Here is a 15,275-nt window from a genome sequence, read left to right on the forward strand (position 1 = left end):
ATATTGTTGGGCGCAGGAGGCACCCGCTCTTCCGCACCTACTCGACTCCGACTCGTGACGGTGTGCTGGGCGTCGCACGTGAGGAGCATCTGGTGAGTAGTAGTGAGACCGCTACGCGAGAGCGCGTGAGTAACGCACTCAACGAGCGTGCCGACAAGATCGCCGACCGGTGGGTGCAGCTGCAACTGCAGCGTAGCGAGGCTGGTTCCGGGATCAGTGAAGCGGAGTTGCATGAGGAGGCGGACGCCGTGGTCGCCGCCCTCTCGGCGAGTCTGGCGGGCGGTCTGCCGGTGGAGCGCGTGGTGACGGCGCATCCCGAGTTGCACCGCGCGATCACCGAGCTCTCGCTGCGCCGCGCGCGGGGTGGGGCCTCACCCACCGACACGTCCCTCGCGGTCCTCACCCTCAAGGAAGCCCTGCTGGAGTCCGTGCAGGAGTCCGTGCGGGCCGCTGACGAAGCGCTCGCCGTCGCGCTGCTGATCAACAGGCTGCTGGACGCCGCTGGCGCACTCTCGTTCAACACCTACGTCGAGGGCCGGGAGGAGATCATCGGGCGGCAGAGCCGGCAGTTGCTGGAGCTGTCGACTCCCGTGGTGCGTCTGTGGCGTCACGTGCTCGCCGTACCGCTGATCGGGACCCTCGACACCGCACGCACCCAGGTGGTCATGGAGAACCTGCTGCAGGGCATCCAGGATCACGAAGCGCTCGTCGCGATCATCGACATCACCGCTGTTCCCACGGTGGACACGGCCGTCGCGCAGCACCTGATGCAGACGGTCAACGCGGTACGGCTGATGGGCGCCGACTGCGTTATCAGCGGGATCCGGCCCCCCATCGCGGTGACCATCGCCCAGCTCGGTATCGATCTCTCCTCCATCCTCACCCGGTCCACCCTCGCCGATGCCCTGTCCGTCGCCATCAAGATCACCGAAGGTGATCAGCTGAAGGCCGAATCATCGGCAGTGCGATGAACGCCCGGCCCGTGGCGGGTGTGCCCATACTGCGGCTGGGCAACGTGCTGGTCACCGGGCTCCTCGACGAACTCGACGATAAGGCCGCCCTGGCCTTCACCGACGAACTCACCCAGCGCATCGCGGCGGAGGACGCGAGCGGTGTCCTCATCGACATCTCCCGACTGGAGATCATCGACTCCTTCGTAGCCCGCACCCTCATGGAGCTCACCACCATGGCCAGGCTTCTCGGAGCCCGGGTCATCGTGGCGGGCATGCTGCCTCCGGTGGCGATCACCCTGGTGGAACTGGGTCTGCACCTGGACGGGGTCGAGACCGCGCTCAACGCCGAACGGGGCATGGCTTTGCTCGGATGGCAACAAAACCGCCAGCTCCCCGAGGGGGCACCCAGTGCTGCGTTCCACTGAACAGTCCCCTTCCTCCGAAACCGCCCCCCGCCTCGATCCACGGGCGGGTGAGCCGAACTCATACCCGGTGCGTACGGAGGAGGACCTGCTGACGGCCCGTCACGCCGTCCGCGCGGCCACCCTGGCCCTCGGATTCGGCATCGTCGACCAGACCCGCATCGTCACCGCCGCCAGCGAGCTCGTACGCAACGCCTACATCCACGGCGGGGGCGGCACCCTCACCCTCACCCTGCTCGAACGTCCGGGCGCACGGGGTCTACGGCTGGTCATCAGCGATGACGGGCCGGGTATCCATGACGTCCAGCAGGCCCTCACCGACGGGTACACCACGGGGGCCGGACTGGGCCATGGACTGGGCGGGGCACGACGGCTGATGGATGATTTCCGCATCGACTCGGCGCCGGGCCGGGGCACCACCGTCACGGCCACCCGATGGACGACACCGTGACACCGGCACCCGCCACATCGACCGTTCAGGTCCGTGTCGACCACCACAGCGCCGTCCAGCTCGCCGCGGAAGCCGCCCGCACCGTCGCCGAGTCGTGCGGTCTGACCGGTTCCCTCCCCGACCAGGCCGCCGTGCTGGCGTCGGAACTCGCCGGGAACCTCGCCAAGCACGCCACCGGCGGCTCGGTGTACCTGCAGCCGCTCCTCCTCGGAGGCGGGATGGAGATTCTCGCCGTCGATCGCGGGCCCGGCATCGCCGACCTTCCCCGCGCCCTCACCGACGGATACAGCACCACCGCGACCCTCGGCGCCGGCCTGGGCGCCGTCCGTCGCATCGCCACGGACTTCACCATCCGCACCGAGCCAGGCACCGCGACCCTCGCCTGTGCCCGGCTCACCGATGCCGACCACCGGCCGAAGGCCCACCAGGAGATCGGTTCCCTCTCTCTTCCCGTCGACGGGGAACAGCCCTGTGGTGACGCGTGCGCCTCGGCGGACACCGCGGATTGTCGTACGGCCTTCGTCGTGGACGGCCTCGGACACGGCCCCGAGGCATCGGAGGCGGCACAGGCCGCCCTGCGCGTGTTTCACCGCGCACCCGACCGCGCGCTCCACGACATGCTCTTCGCCGTCCACCGGGCGCTACGCCACACCCGCGGTGCCGCGGTCGGCATCATGCGGCTGCACCACGACCGGACCGAGTACTGCGGCGTCGGCAACATCCGCGCCCTGGTCGTGACTCCCGAGACCATCCGCCACGGGATGACCGGCCTGCCCGGTGTCGTCGGGTGGAACATGCCCACCCCGCGCACACACACCCTGCCCACGGGCCCGGGAGTCATCGCTGTGCTGCACTCCGACGGGATCCTCCCGCGGTGGGCCCACGCGCCCTCGCGCTTCCTGCTCCGGCTGCCGCCCGCGCTGCTCGCGGCGGCAGTGGCTCACGCTCACCGTTCGACGCGGGACGACGCGACCTTCCTCGCCGCCAGGGCACCGGGTGGCCGTTTTGTCTGACACCTTCCGGACGCTGCGGTCCTTGCGCCGCGCCCTGCGCCAGGTGGCCGACGCCTACGGTCTCCCCCTCGAAGTGCGCGCGCGGCTGGTTCTCTCGATCAGCGGCGTCGCCGGCCACGAACTGCGAGCCGGACGCACGGTCAGGCTCGGCTCCACCTGCCAACCAGGCTCCAAGGGGCAGCCGACGCTTCTCTCCGTCAGCCTGGTGTCGCCGGCGTCGCGGAGCCCGCTGCCGTTGGCCGGGCTCCCCCTCGCCGCCCAGGCGGTCTGCGACACCACGGCCACCTGGCACGTGCCTGTCCCGGAGGGAGCCGAGCCGCCCCCCGACGCGTGCGCACCGCGCGTGGCGCGGAGATCAGAGAGCGAAGAGCTGGAACAGGAACTACGGGCCTCACTCGCACGCGTGGACGCCTTCGCCGCCGAACACCGCGTCCTCAAGCACGAACTGGCCGAGACCAACAGCGGCGTCCTCGCCCTGTACATCCAGCTCGAAGAACGCGACGAGCAACTGCGCCAGGCGCACGGCCGGATGCTGCAGGACATGGAGAACGCCCTTCGTCCCCCTCCCCTGGCAGTGGAGGGCCTGGAACTCGCCGTCCACTACGAACCCGCCGACACGCACGACCCCACCGGTGGCGACCTCTACGACTGGTTCCGTCTGCCCGACGGAACCGTCCACATCACGGTCGTCGACGCCCTCGGACACGGCATCACCAGCACCCGAAGCGCCCTGAACGTGACCCACGCCGTGCGGACCCTGGCGCTGGACGGACACCCGCTGACCGCGATCGTCAAACGGGCCGACGAGATACTCATGCCTCTGGACGGCGATCTCCTGGCCACCGTGCTCCTGGCCCGACTCAACCCGGCGACGGGCGAACTCAGCCTGGCCAACGGCAGCCACCCTCCAGCGCTCCTCGTCCGCACGGACGGCCGGGCGGACTTCCTCAACGTACGAGGACGCGGCATCGGCTTCCCGTTGGCCGGCAGCGACAGGGTGCTTCAGACCCGGATGGAACCGGGCGACCTGCTCTTGCTGTACACCGACGGACTCACCGAGAGTCGCCGCGATCCCATCGAGGGCGAGGCGCGCCTCATCGACTCGGCCCGGAAGCGGTCACGGGACCCGACAGCCTCCCTTCCCGGAGCCATCGCGACAGACATGCGAACGGTCGTACTGCACCCGGACGACACGCTCGCCCTCGCCGTTCGCATGGGCCGCCCCGGGAACTGACCAGGTGCCCCGAACCGCCGCCTCCAGACGGTCCTCCACATGTCCCGACGACTCACCGTCCGGATGCGTAGCGATCACCGCGCCACACCGGCCACGGGAGCCGCCCGACCTTCGGACCCGGGCGGTGCGCGCAGACCAGACCGGCGTCCCGAGGCTGCGCTCAGCCGCTCTCTTCGACGAGCTGCTCCCGCGCGTACGGGAGGGGCTCGGCGACGGCTTCGCAGAGGGCGGCGAGGCCAGTGGCCAAGGCGTCGCGTGTGAGGGGGGTCATCCGGTTCATGGCCTGACGGAGGGCTTGCTCACGGCGTCGCCGGACCTCGCGCAGGTGCGCGGTGCCGGCGTCGGTGAGCGTCAGCTGCATCTCGCGGCGGTCCTCGGGGCGGGGAGTCCTGCGGAGGAATCCGGCGGCCTGAAGGCGGTCACACAGGCGCGTGGCCGTGGGAGCGGCCACCGCCAGGTGACGACGGAGGGCACTGAGGTTGATGCCTGGCTCGCGTTCGATGATGTACATCACACGAATCTGTGCCGTGGAGACAGGAGCGGTGCTCAGGGCGTCCCGGCCCCGTTCCCAGGCGATCTCCAGGAGCTCAAGGACACGGCTGACCTCAGGCACTGCGGCGGTGGCCTGTTGCTGGAGAGCCATGGGGTCCTCGCGCATGTGACACTCCCGTGTGAGCGTTTTGTGCTCGATCCGGCTGGTCGGTATAAGAAGTCGCATGCATGAAGATATGTCAAGGAAGGCAAGGTCCGATACCGGTGGACAGACCCAGCGCGGTTGAGCGCCTGTTGCGCGAGGCCGCGCCTCATGAGGTTTTCGACGTGGTCCGCTCGGTGATCGAGCGGCGACACGGCGCTGTGGCGGTCGATCTCCTGATGGCTGACTATGCCATGACGCAACTGCAGCCCGTAGGCGTTCTCCCGCACACCCACCATTCGCTGCCGGTCCATGACACTGCCCCGGGTCACGCCTTCATCGCCCAGGAAGCGCACTGTGTGCCCGACGCCGCGTCCTCCACCGTAACGGTCCACCTGCCGGTCAGTGTCCGTGGTGACCGGCTCGGCGTGCTCAGCGTGCGGTTGCCCGGCCGTGAGAGCGACGTCAGCCCCGACACTCTGGCGGACCTCGCGCAGTGCGCGGCCGCGCTGGCGCACGAGATCGCCGTCGCGGAGCGGGACACCGATCTCTTCCTGCAGGCCCGCCGCGCGGAACGGCTCACCCTCGCCGCCGAGATGCAGTGGCAGCTCCTGCCCGGGCGCTCCTGCTCGCGACCCGAGTACGACGTCGGCGCGCAGCTGGAGCCCGCTTACGCGATCTTCGGTGACAGCTTCGACTGGTCGTCGTCCGCCGACGACCTCCTCCTGACCGTGAGCAACGGCATGGGCCAGGGCATCGACGCGGCCTTGCTCACCAACCTCGCGACCAACGCCCTGCGCAACGCCCGCCGCGCCGGGCTGAACCTCGCCGACCAGGCGTACCTGGCCGACCAGGCCGTCTACGGCCAATACCACGGCCGGCAGTTCCTGTCCACGCTCATGCTCCGCTTCTGCCTTCCCACCGGAGACGTGGAGATCATCGACGCTGGCTCGCCCCGCATCTGGCGGCTTCGCCGGGATGTCGTCGAGGCCATCGAATTCGATGCGCAGATCCCCCTGGGGATGTTCGAGGACACGACCTACACCACGCAGCGCTTCAAGGTCGAGTCCGGGGACCGGCTGTTGTTCATCAGCGACGGCGTCTACGACGCCCTCTCGCCGGCGGGTGAGAAGTACGGTCAGTGGGCGTTGGCCAGGGCGATCACCAGTACACGTCTCCTGCCCGCTTCCCAGGTGCCCAGGACAATGTTGCAGGAGCTGCTGGGACACCGCGGCTCCGGGCCGGCGGCGGACGACGCGCTGGTCGTGTGCCTGGACTGGCACGGCCGCCCGGGCACCGACTGACACGACCTTGACGGGATCCGACCCGGGAGCGGCATCCGTTGGCGAGCGAGGTGTGGGGGCGATCTCTTGTTCCCGCCGAGAGTCGTCATCGGCGTGGTCGCCCACTTGGTGGAGGTGGCGAACGCGGCTACCTCCACCGTGGCACCGCAGCCGCCGCGCCTCACCATCTGGCGACGAACGTGCTCATCCGGACAGGTCCGCACCGCACGGGCAACGGCGGACCAAAGCGCGGTAGGAGAGACCGCCTGGAGTGGTGATGCCATCCTGGCCAAGAGACGCCCGCGCCTGATATTGGTTCGAGTGTTCGCTCCCGGAAACCCGGGCCCGGGCACCAACGCCTGACGCCTTGTCAGGGAGTGGGAACCAGTATCGCCGGAACCCACCTTCGACCACCGTGAAGCACCAAGATCGATAACGGCTGGCATTCGCTCTGACCCGCACAGACACAGCTCACAACCCCGTCTTTGACCTGCCGAGGAGAGACAGTTGAGGATGCTCATCAACGTGCCCGAGACCGTGGTCGCCGACGCGCTGCGCGGGATGGCCGCCACGCATCCGGAGCTGACCGTGGACGTGGAGGGGCGGGTGATCGTACGCCGCGACGCGCCGGTGGCCGGAAAGGTGGCCCTGGTGTCGGGCGGCGGGTCCGGGCACGAGCCGCTGCACGGGGGTTTCGTGGGCACCGGGATGCTTGACGCGGCGTGCCCCGGTGAGGTGTTCACCTCGCCCGTGCCGGACCAGATGGTCAAGGCGGCGGCCGCCGTGGACAGTGGCCAGGGGGTGCTGTTCGTGGTCAAGAACTACACCGGCGACGTGCTCAACTTCGACATGGCCATGGAACTCGCCGAGGACGAGGGCGTGCGGGTGGCCAAGGTGCTCGTGGACGACGACGTCGCCGTGACGGACAGCACGCACACGGCGGGCCGTCGTGGCACCGGGGCCACGCTGTTCGTGGAGAAGATCGCGGGCGCCGCCGCCGAGGAGGGCGCGCCGCTGGAGCGGGTGGAGGCGATCGCCCGCCAGGTCAACGCGTCGTCCCGGAGCTTCGGCGTCGCGCTCAGCGCCTGCTCCACGCCGGCCAAGGGCGGGCCGACGTTCGCGCTGCCCGACGGCGAGCTGGAGCTGGGGGTGGGCATCCACGGCGAGCCCGGCCGGGAGCGGCGGCCCATGATGACCTCGCGGGAGATCGCGGACTTCTCCGTGGACGCCGTCCTTGAGGACCTGCGGCCCACCAACCCGGTGCTCCTGCTGGTGGGCGGCGCGGGCGCGACGCCGCTGCTTGAGCTGTACGGGTTCGCCGCCGAGGTGCACCGGGTGTTGGCCGAGCGTGGTGTGCCGGTGCTGCGCAGCCTCGTGGGCAACTACGTCACCTCGCTGGACATGGCGGGCTGCGCGGTGACGCTGTGCCAGGCCGACGAGGAGTTGCTGCGCCTGTGGGACGCGCCGGTGCGCACGCCCGCGCTGCGGTGGGGGCTGTAACCCGCGCCCGCGCCAGCGCACGTGGCGCGCGGCGGCGGGCGGTTGATGCGCACGCGCTGCGTACGCTGGCGTAGAGCGACGGAGAACGACCGGCCCCGGCCGGTCGTACGAGCGAAGGGACCCACCCGTGTCCGGCACTGCATCCGCCTCCAACAGCGACCCCGCCCCCGCGCACGCCCACCCCGACGCGGGGTCGGGCGGCGGCCCCGACGAGGGGTTGGACGCCGCGTTCTTCCTGCGGTGGCTGGCGGCGGCCGCCGCCGCCGTGGACCGCGAGGCGGACCGCCTCACCGAACTCGACGCGGCGATCGGGGACGCCGACCACGGCAGCAACCTGCGACGCGGATTCGCCGCCGTGGCCACCGCCCTGGACGCGGGCCCACCGGGCACCCCGGGGGCGGTGCTGGCGCTGGCCGGCCGGCAGTTGATCTCGACGGTGGGAGGCGCCTCCGGGCCGCTGTACGGCACCCTGCTGCGGCGTACGGGCAAGGAGCTCGGCGACGCGCAACGGGTGAGCGTCGCCGAGCTGGGCGCGGCGCTGCGCGCGGGCGTCGCGGCGGTGGCGCAGCTCGGCGGCTCCGCGCCGGGCGACAAGACGATGCTGGACGCGCTGGTGCCCGGCGCGGACGCGCTCGGCGCGTCCGACGCGGCGGGCGACCCGTTCGACGCGGTGCGGGCCGCGGCGGAGGAGGGCGCGCGGGCCACGGAGGCGCTGCGGGCCCGCAAGGGCCGGGCCAGCTATCTCGGTGAGCGCAGCGTCGGACACCTGGACCCGGGGGCCAGCTCGTCGGCCCTGTTGTTCGCGACGCTCGCGGAGGTGGCGCGGTGAGCGCGGTGCAGCGGGTGGCGCAGGAGGGGCGGGTCGGGGTGGTCGTGGTCTCGCACAGCGGGCCGGTCGCGGAGGCGGTCGCCGAGCTGGCGCGCGGGCTGGCCGGGCTGACGACGGCACCGGTCGCGCCGGCCGGCGGCACCCGGGACGGCGGTCTCGGCACAAGCGCGGATCTCGTCGTCGAGGCGGCGCGGGCGGTGGACGGCGGCGCAGGCGTGGCCCTCCTGGTGGATCTGGGCAGCGCCGTCCTCACGGTGAAGGCGCTGCTGGCCGAGGGGGACGAACTGCCGGCCGGCACCCGGCTGGTGGACGCGCCGCTGGTGGAGGGGGCGGTGGCGGCGGTGGTCACCTCGGCCACCGGCGCCGACCTCGACGCCGTGGCGGCGGCGGCCGAGGAGGCGTACGGCTACCGCAAGGTGTGACCCGGCGCCGGCCCCGGGGTTCGGGGCCGGCGCACCACCGGGCCCCTCCCCGCCCGCCGCCGCCCGAATGTCCCGATGTCCCGCCGCCGACTGCCTGGTGGGAGGCGTGCCGCCGGGCCGCGAAACATGATCGCGCGGCGCGGCGAGGGCTCCGTACACTGCCCGGCATGGCATGCCGCATCAGTGAGCTGATCCTCGAATGCACCGATCCCGAGCGACTCGCCGCCTTCTGGTGCGAGGTGCTCGGCTACGTAGAGATCGGCCGGGAGGACGACGGGGGCATCGAGATCGGTCCGCCCGAGGTCGGCTTCGGCGGTCCGCAGCCCACCATCATCCTGAGCCCCAACGACGCCCCGCCCACCGCGAAGCCACGGCTGCACATCGACGTCAACCCCACCGACCGCGACCAGGACGCCGAGTTGGAACGGCTGCTCGCGCTCGGCGCCAGGCCCGCCGACGTCGGCCAGACGGGCGCCGAGGACTGGCACGTGCTGGCGGACCCGGAGGGCAACGTGTTCTGCCTGTTGCGCGCCCGCGTGCGGCCCGTCTAGCCACGGGCGACCGGGCGCCGGCCCGGGGCGGTCACCGACGAGGAAACCCGGAAACCCCGTCGTTGACCGCCTTTCGTCGTCCCTCCGTCACACCTACGAAGGCGCGCCCCGGGGCGCCGGCAGCGGGTCGAGGCCGCCGTGTTCGAGGCGGATGACCCGGGGCAGCCGCTCGATCGTGGACTCGCGGTGGGCGATGACGATCAGGGTGCGGTCGGTGCGCAGCACGTCGATGGCCGTCTCCAGCTTGTGGGCCGTCTGCGGGTCGATGTCGGCCGTGGCCTCGTCCAGAACCAGCACGGCGGGGTCGACCAGGGCCGCCCGTACCAGGCCGACCAACTGCACCTCGCCGGCCGACAGCCGGCCCTCGCCGCCGCCGAGCCGGGTCGTCAGGCCGTCCGGCAACCCGGCCACCCAGTCCTCCAGGCCGAGGCGGGCCACGGCCTGGCGGACCTCGTCGTCGGTGGGCCGGCGCGGGACCAGGGCCAGGTTGTCCTGGAGCGTCCCGCTGATCAGGTGCACCCGCTGCGGCACCAGGACGACACGCCGGCGCAGTTCGCCGGGCGGCAGCGCGCGCAGGTCAACGCCGGCGTAGCTGACGCTGCCCGCGTCGGGGGTGTACAGGCCGGTGATCAGCTTGGCCAGGGTGGTCTTGCCCGCCCCGGTCGGGCCGATCAGGGCCACCCGGTCGCCGGCCGGGATGGACAGGCTCAGGCCGTGCAGGACCTCGGCGTCGGCGACGTAGGAGTAGCGCACGTCGCGCACCTCAAGGTCACCCCGCGCGGGCGTCGTTGAAGGGATCGGGGCCGTGCCGCGTACGGCCTGTAGCGGCCGGTCCGGCGGGGCCGCCTCGTCCGTGGAGGCCTGCTTCGGGGGCGCGGCCGTCGGCTCGCGGGGGTGTGCGGTGTCGGGCGCCGCGTCGTTCTCGGTGGTCTCGGCGACGTGCGGGGCGGTCGTCGTGAGCAGGTCGAGCAGCCGGGCCAGGCCGACCTTGGTGAGTTGCAACTGGCCGACGAGGTTGGACGCCTGGGTGGCCGAGTCGAAGAGTTGCCGGGTGGCCAGGATGAACACGACGACGGTGCCGACGCTGATCTGGCCGTCGGCGGCCAGCCAGCCGCCGAGCAGCAGCAGGACCACCGTGGTCAGGCCCTGCACGACGCGCGAGAGGCTGATGATGAACAGCGACTTCTGGGTGCGCCGCGCGGCCTGGTAGCGGTGCTCGCTGTCGGCCAGGAACCGCGCTCGCCAGCCGCCCACACCGTTGTTGGTCTGCAACATCTCGCGGGCCGTCACCAGCTCCCGGTAGGTGGCGGCGACGGTGCCGGCGGCGGCCGCCTCGGCCGCGAAGGCCGGGCCCGCCGCGCGCTTGAAGCGGCGCAGCACCCACACGATGCCGGGCACGAACACCACGAGCAACGCGAGGGTGAGCAGCGGCGAGTAGCTGAGCAGCAGGACGGTGGTGAACAGCAGGTAGCCGAGGACGGTGAGGACCTCGGGCAACTGGCCACGGACGAAGTTGGCGAGGTCGGCGATCTCCGTGGTGGTGCGCCGCAGCAGATCGCCGGAGCGGTGTGCCTCAAGAAAGCGCAGCGGGGCCTGGGCCAGGCGTCGTACGGCCAGTTCGCGCAGGCCGCGCACGACGCGTTCGCCGACCGTGGTGAGCCAGATCTCGGACTGCCGGAACAGTACGAGGCGCACCACGACGAGGCCCACCAGCACGCCGGCGGCGGTGAGCAGGCCGTCGCGGTCGTCCTCGATGAGCTGGTCGACGCCGGCGCCGATGACGGCCGGCACGGCGACCGTGCAGGCGGTGGCCGCTGCGCTGCCGACCAGGGCCAGCGCGATGCCGCGCCGCTCGGGGCGCAGGTAGGGCCAGGCGCGGCGCAGTACGGCCGTCTGGTCGGGGGTCTCGGAGAGCCCTGGCTGCTCAGCCACCCGCGCTCACCCGCTCCTCGTCGGCCGCGGCCGGGGCGGTGTGCGCCAGGGTGATGACGCGGTCGGCGGCGGCGAGCACGGCCGGGCGGTGGGTGGCGAACACGACGGTGAGCCCGTCGCCTCGGCTGGTGAGTCGTTCCACGATGGCCTTCTCGGTTTCGGTGTCGACCGCTGAGGTGACGTCGTCGAGCAGCAGCACGGACGGCTTGCGCAGCAGCGCCCTGGCCAGCGCGAGTCGCTGGGACTGGCCGCCGGAGAGGGTGTTGCCGCCCTCTCCCAGCGGGGTTTCCAGGCCGTCGGGGCGCTCGGCGAGGTAGTCGTCGAGCGCGGCGAGGTGGCACGCCTCGCGCAGCTCCTCGTCGCTGAACTCGCCGCCGAGGCGCAGGTTGTCGGCGAGGGTGCCGCTGACGGTGACCGGCCGCTGCGGTACGTACGCGACGCGGGCCCGCAGTTCGTCGGGGGCGGCCTGGTCCAGGGGGACGGCCCCGTACCGTACGGTGCCCTCGCTCGGGGCGCTCAGGTGGGCGAGGACGCGTAGCAGCGTGGTCTTGCCGGAGGCCATCGGGCCGGTGAGGGCGACCAGTTCGCCGGGGCGTGCGGTGAGGCTGGTGGGGGCGAGGATCGTACGGCCCTCGCGGTGGACGGTGACGCCGTCGGCGACCAGGTCCCCGGCGGTGGGCAGCGGGGTGGGGTCGGCCGGTGTGGCCAGGGCGGGTTCGGTCTCGAAGACCTCCACCAGGCGGCGGGCGGCGGTGCGGGCCTGGCTGAGCTGGCTCAGGCGCAGGGTGAGCACGCCGACCCAGAGCACCAGCATGCTCATCCAGCTCGTGAAGGCCACGATGCCGCCGATGGTCATGTCGTCGCGCAACACGGCCAGGCCGCCGACGGCGAGGCCGACGCCGATGGCCAGCCCGGGCACGAAGGGCGAGACGGCGGCCCAACTCGCGGAGACGCGGGCGGTGACGAGGGTGTGCCGGGTGACGTGGGAGCTGCGTTCGTCGTGCCGTTCGACCAGCGCCCGCTCGCCGCCGAGGCCGCGTACGGCGGCGCTGGCGGACAGCAGTTCCTCGACGGCGTCGGCCCGGGCGCCGTGCGCGGCGGACAGGTCGGCGTTGGCCGCTCCGAACCACTTGGGAAACAGCACCGTGTTGATGATCACCAGCGGTGGTACGCAGGCGAGGCCGACGACGGCGAGCAGCGGGTCGAGCCCGAGGATGGCGATGATCATGACGGTGAAGCCGATGACGCCGGTGACGAAGGAGGCGAACCCCATCAGCCAGGTGCGCACCAGGTCCACGTCGCGCGTGCCGCGCATGCTGAGGTCGCCCTCGCCGTACCGGTCCATGGCGGCCTCGTCGAGTACGCCGATCCGGTCGGCCAGGCGCAGGTAGAGCCGGTTTCCGGTGAGTGTCGCGCTGACCGTGGACTGCCAGCCGAGGACGATCTCGCCGAGCGCGGCGGCCACGCTGACGGCGGCGATGACGCCGGCCCAGCGCAGCGTCGCGGGCGGGTCGTCCACCGTGATGCCCTGGTCGAGGGCGCGTTCGACGCACCAGGGCAGGCCGATGAGGGCGAGTTGGTAGAGCAGTCCGCCGACGACGGCGATGGTGACGCGGCCCGCGTTGTCGCGCAGGCACCACAGCAGCAGGCCACCGGGGCCGGTCCGTACGGCGGGGGTGGCGGGGGCGGCGGGGTTCGAGGGGTGTGACACGGCGGCGGGCGGGCGCGTCATGTGCCGCTCCCGGCGGGGAGTGTGGGCATGGTCGGGTTGACCTCCGTTGGCCGTGCTGGGTGGGGGCGTCGCGGCTGGTGGGCGCGGGCGGGCCCGGGGGGGCCGGGGTGCCGGTTCGGGGGTGGTGACCGGACATGGGGCGGGCTCAGACCTCGCTGTCCTGGGTCTCGCCCCGCGTCCAGTACGCGGTGAGGTGGGTGTGTGCCCGGTCCATGCCGTGGGTGCGGACGTAGTGGCCGCGCAGGGCCTTGACGACGCCGCGTTCGGCCGCGCCCCACACCCGGCCGGCCCCAGGCGGCAGGGGCGTCGCGAGCGCGGCGTCGTGCAGCGGCTGCCCCGCCGGGCGACCGTCGCGGTGCAGCCAGGTGATCTCGGCGTCCGCCGCGGTGGGCAGCGGCTGCTCCTCCTGCGCGTCGGCGATCTCGATGAGCACCCGGGCCCTGGCCCCGGCGGGCAGCGCGGCCAGCGTGACGGCGATGGCGGGGATGGCCGTCTCGTCGCCGAGGAAGAGGTGCCAGGGGGCTTCGACGTCGAGTTGGTAGGCGGGGCTGGGCCCGAACCAGATGCTCTCGTCGCCGGGCCGTACGGTCTCGGCCCAGCCCGACGCGAGCTGGTCGGCGCCGTGCAGGACGAAGTCCATGTCCACCTCGGCCTGTTCGGGGCGGTGGTGGCGGATGGTGTAGCGGCGCAGCCGGGGGCGGGCGACGGGCAGCAGGGCGCGGGCCGCCTCGGCGGTGAAGGGCCGGGGCAGTTCGACGTGCGGCTCGTAGAAGTAGAGCGCGACGTGCTGGTCGGTGCCGTTGCTCAGAAAGCCTGACAGGTCGTCACCTCCGAAGGTGATCCTGGTCATACGCGGGGTGATCCGGCGCACCTGGCGCACCCTCGTGACGTTCAGCCTGCCCGGCCGACGGCTCGCGTACCGGTGCTCTTGGATCGACGCCCCGCTCATCCTGGTGGGCTCCTCACTCCTCAACGGCGGCCAACTCCTTAGATCTTGCGGTCAAGGAGTAAGTTAGGCAAGCCTAACCTTTCATGCGCGGCATCGTCGCGCCGTATTCGACGTGCGAGGAGATCTGAGATGACCCGATCCGCCACCCCGTTCACGCCTGTGAAGCGCCGGGCGTTCCTCGGCGGACTGGCCGGAACAGCCGCCGCCATCGGACTGACAGCCTGCGGGGTGAGCGAATCCAACGACGACGACAAGAAGGACGACAAGGGGGGCGAGGGCGGCGGGAAGCAGGACACCCGCAGCGTCAGGACCGACAACGGAACCATCGAGGCCCCGGCCCACCCGCAGCGCGTCATCGCCTGCGAGAACTGGGACACCCTGATGCTCCTCGACCTCGGCATCGTGCCGGTGGGCATCCCCGACGGCATCGCGAACCCGGCCGCGCTGCCCGCGGACGTCTACCAGAAGCTGCGCCGGGTCAAGACGATCGGCGTGGCCGGCACGCCCAACGCGCAGGCGATCGGCGCGCTCAAGCCCGACCTGATCGTCGACCAGTTCTACAAGGACAAGACCGCGCCGCTGAAGACCATCGCCCCGGTCGCGTACTTCAACTGGTCCGACAGCGGGGCCCTGTGGTACGAGCAGCTCGACAAGGTCGCCGACGCGGTCAACCGGCGCGACGCGCTCACCGACGCCAAGTCGGAATACCGCCGACGGCTGAGGGAGGTCAAGGACGCCCACGCCGCGCAGATCTCCAAGACCACCTGGGCGCCGCTCAGCGGCGGCCAGAACGGGGCGTTCTTCCTCGGCTCGCCACTGCTGACCGTCATGCGCGACCTGGGCCTGCGGATCGGCGCCAGGATCGCCAAGGACGAGGCCGGGTTCGTCCAGAAGTCGTACGAGGAGCTGGAGATCCTGGACGACTGCGACGTGCTGCTCTACCCGCACCTCTTCGACGGCAAGGCCCCCGCCCTCACCCAGCAGTTGCTGGACAACAAGGTCTGGAAGGGGGTGCGCGCGGTCAAGGCCGGGCACGCCTTCCCGATCAAGCATTACACCGTCGGCTCCTACCGCTGGGCCAACGGCGCGGTGGACGAGATCGAGAAGATCCTGCGGAAGCTGTAACGCGCGCGCCAGGGCGCGGGGTGGCAACGGCCGCCCCGCGCCCGGCCGTTCCGCCCCGCACGGCGCTCTCGGCCCTGCGGGGCCCGGCGCATGCCCTGGGCCCTGTCGCCCCGCCGGGCCGGGAGACCCCGCCGGACATACGGGCGCCCCGGGGCTCCCCGCGCCTCTGGCGGGGCGGCGCCCCCGCGTGCCCGTGGTGCGCCGGGGCGCGGGCCCCGGCGCACCAGCCGTACGGCGCCCGCTCG

15 protein-coding genes are annotated in these 15,275 nt (G+C 72.0%); 11 read left to right on the forward strand and 4 right to left on the reverse strand.

Annotation, left to right across the window (positions count from 1 at the left end; all coding sequences use genetic code 11):
• Positions 1-92 precede the first annotated feature (92 nt).
• Genes OYE22_RS02340 through OYE22_RS02360 form a run of 5 tightly spaced genes read left to right on the forward strand, consistent with a single transcriptional unit; the run spans position 93 to position 4,073 of the window.
• Positions 93-971 (forward strand): STAS domain-containing protein, encoded by an 879-nt coding sequence (locus OYE22_RS02340; protein WP_277318828.1) that lies wholly within the window; start codon positions 93-95, stop codon positions 969-971.
• A complete protein-coding gene (locus OYE22_RS02345; protein ID WP_277318829.1) occupies positions 968-1,378 on the forward strand; it encodes an STAS domain-containing protein in 411 nt (136 codons plus the stop codon). The genes OYE22_RS02340 and OYE22_RS02345 overlap by 4 nt, the downstream gene beginning before the upstream one ends.
• Complete coding sequence (locus OYE22_RS02350; protein WP_277318830.1) at positions 1,362-1,826, forward strand: ATP-binding protein; 465 nt, start codon at positions 1,362-1,364, stop codon at positions 1,824-1,826. The genes OYE22_RS02345 and OYE22_RS02350 overlap by 17 nt, the downstream gene beginning before the upstream one ends.
• Complete coding sequence (locus OYE22_RS02355) at positions 1,811-2,839, forward strand: SpoIIE family protein phosphatase (protein WP_277318831.1); 1,029 nt, start codon at positions 1,811-1,813, stop codon at positions 2,837-2,839. Before OYE22_RS02350 ends, OYE22_RS02355 begins: the two co-directional genes overlap by 16 nt.
• Complete coding sequence (locus OYE22_RS02360) at positions 2,823-4,073, forward strand: PP2C family protein-serine/threonine phosphatase (RefSeq protein ID WP_348652176.1); 1,251 nt, start codon at positions 2,823-2,825, stop codon at positions 4,071-4,073. Before OYE22_RS02355 ends, OYE22_RS02360 begins: the two co-directional genes overlap by 17 nt.
• Positions 4,074-4,233: 160 nt before the next feature.
• Here the strand turns inward: OYE22_RS02360 and OYE22_RS02365 are convergent, their stop codons facing one another.
• Positions 4,234-4,731 carry a MarR family transcriptional regulator gene (locus OYE22_RS02365; protein WP_277318833.1) on the reverse strand — a complete coding sequence of 166 codons (498 nt, stop codon included), beginning with the start codon at positions 4,729-4,731 and terminating at the stop codon, positions 4,234-4,236.
• Positions 4,732-4,829: 98 nt separating this feature from the next.
• Between OYE22_RS02365 and OYE22_RS02370 the strand changes: the two genes are divergently transcribed.
• The 5 genes from OYE22_RS02370 to OYE22_RS02390 all read left to right on the forward strand — a co-directional run bounded on the left by OYE22_RS02370 (position 4,830) and on the right by OYE22_RS02390 (position 9,292).
• The gene (locus tag OYE22_RS02370; protein ID WP_277318834.1) at positions 4,830-6,011 is read left to right on the forward strand and encodes a PP2C family protein-serine/threonine phosphatase; all 1,182 of its coding nucleotides are present in this window, start codon (positions 4,830-4,832) and stop codon (positions 6,009-6,011) included.
• A 486-nt stretch (positions 6,012-6,497) separates the two neighbouring features.
• Positions 6,498-7,490, forward strand: coding sequence for a dihydroxyacetone kinase subunit DhaK (gene dhaK / locus OYE22_RS02375; protein WP_277318835.1), 993 nt, complete (start codon positions 6,498-6,500; stop codon positions 7,488-7,490).
• A gap of 217 nt (positions 7,491-7,707) precedes the next feature.
• Positions 7,708-8,319, forward strand: coding sequence for a dihydroxyacetone kinase subunit DhaL (gene dhaL, locus OYE22_RS02380; protein ID WP_277323948.1), 612 nt, complete (start codon positions 7,708-7,710; stop codon positions 8,317-8,319).
• A 14-nt stretch (positions 8,320-8,333) separates the two neighbouring features.
• Complete coding sequence (locus OYE22_RS02385) at positions 8,334-8,741, forward strand: PTS fructose transporter subunit IIA (RefSeq protein WP_277323949.1); 408 nt, start codon at positions 8,334-8,336, stop codon at positions 8,739-8,741.
• Between the two features lie 167 nt (positions 8,742-8,908).
• On the forward strand, positions 8,909-9,292 hold the full coding sequence (locus OYE22_RS02390) for a VOC family protein (RefSeq protein ID WP_277318836.1): 384 nt from the start codon (positions 8,909-8,911) through the stop codon (positions 9,290-9,292).
• A gap of 93 nt (positions 9,293-9,385) precedes the next feature.
• On the opposite strand, the gene OYE22_RS02395 is transcribed toward OYE22_RS02390, so the two are convergent.
• The 3 genes from OYE22_RS02395 to OYE22_RS02405 all read right to left on the reverse strand — a co-directional run bounded on the left by OYE22_RS02395 (position 9,386) and on the right by OYE22_RS02405 (position 13,905).
• Positions 9,386-11,224, reverse strand: coding sequence for an ABC transporter ATP-binding protein (locus OYE22_RS02395; protein ID WP_277318837.1), 1,839 nt, complete (start codon positions 11,222-11,224; stop codon positions 9,386-9,388).
• Positions 11,217-12,956 (reverse strand): ABC transporter ATP-binding protein, encoded by a 1,740-nt coding sequence (locus tag OYE22_RS02400; RefSeq protein WP_277318838.1) that lies wholly within the window; start codon positions 12,954-12,956, stop codon positions 11,217-11,219. Before OYE22_RS02400 ends, OYE22_RS02395 begins: the two co-directional genes overlap by 8 nt.
• A gap of 145 nt (positions 12,957-13,101) precedes the next feature.
• The gene (locus tag OYE22_RS02405; protein ID WP_277318839.1) at positions 13,102-13,905 is read right to left on the reverse strand and encodes a siderophore-interacting protein; all 804 of its coding nucleotides are present in this window, start codon (positions 13,903-13,905) and stop codon (positions 13,102-13,104) included.
• 129 nt (positions 13,906-14,034) lie between these two features.
• On the opposite strand from OYE22_RS02405, the gene OYE22_RS02410 reads away from it, so the two are divergent.
• Positions 14,035-15,030: an ABC transporter substrate-binding protein gene (locus tag OYE22_RS02410; RefSeq protein WP_277318840.1), complete on the forward strand. Its 996-nt coding sequence runs from the start codon at positions 14,035-14,037 to the stop codon at positions 15,028-15,030.
• The last annotated feature ends 245 nt before the right edge of the window (positions 15,031-15,275 follow it).

Origin of the sequence: Streptomyces sp. 71268 (assembly GCF_029392895.1) — a bacterium.
Taxonomy (GTDB): Bacteria; Actinomycetota; Actinomycetes; order Streptomycetales; family Streptomycetaceae; genus Streptomyces.

Excerpts from the sequence above, each read along its gene's own strand:
- OYE22_RS02365 (WP_277318833.1), bottom strand. The coding sequence starts at position 4,731 with ATGCGCGAGGACCCCATGGCTCTCCAGCAACAGGCCACCGCCGCAGTG.
- OYE22_RS02355 (WP_277318831.1), top strand. The coding sequence starts at position 1,811 with ATGGACGACACCGTGACACCGGCACCCGCCACATCGACCGTTCAGGTC.
- OYE22_RS02405 (WP_277318839.1), bottom strand. The coding sequence starts at position 13,905 with ATGAGCGGGGCGTCGATCCAAGAGCACCGGTACGCGAGCCGTCGGCCG.
- OYE22_RS02400 (WP_277318838.1), bottom strand. The coding sequence starts at position 12,956 with ATGACGCGCCCGCCCGCCGCCGTGTCACACCCCTCGAACCCCGCCGCC.
- OYE22_RS02390 (WP_277318836.1), top strand. The coding sequence starts at position 8,909 with ATGGCATGCCGCATCAGTGAGCTGATCCTCGAATGCACCGATCCCGAG.
- OYE22_RS02410 (WP_277318840.1), top strand. The coding sequence starts at position 14,035 with ATGACCCGATCCGCCACCCCGTTCACGCCTGTGAAGCGCCGGGCGTTC.
- OYE22_RS02345 (WP_277318829.1), top strand. The coding sequence starts at position 968 with ATGAACGCCCGGCCCGTGGCGGGTGTGCCCATACTGCGGCTGGGCAAC.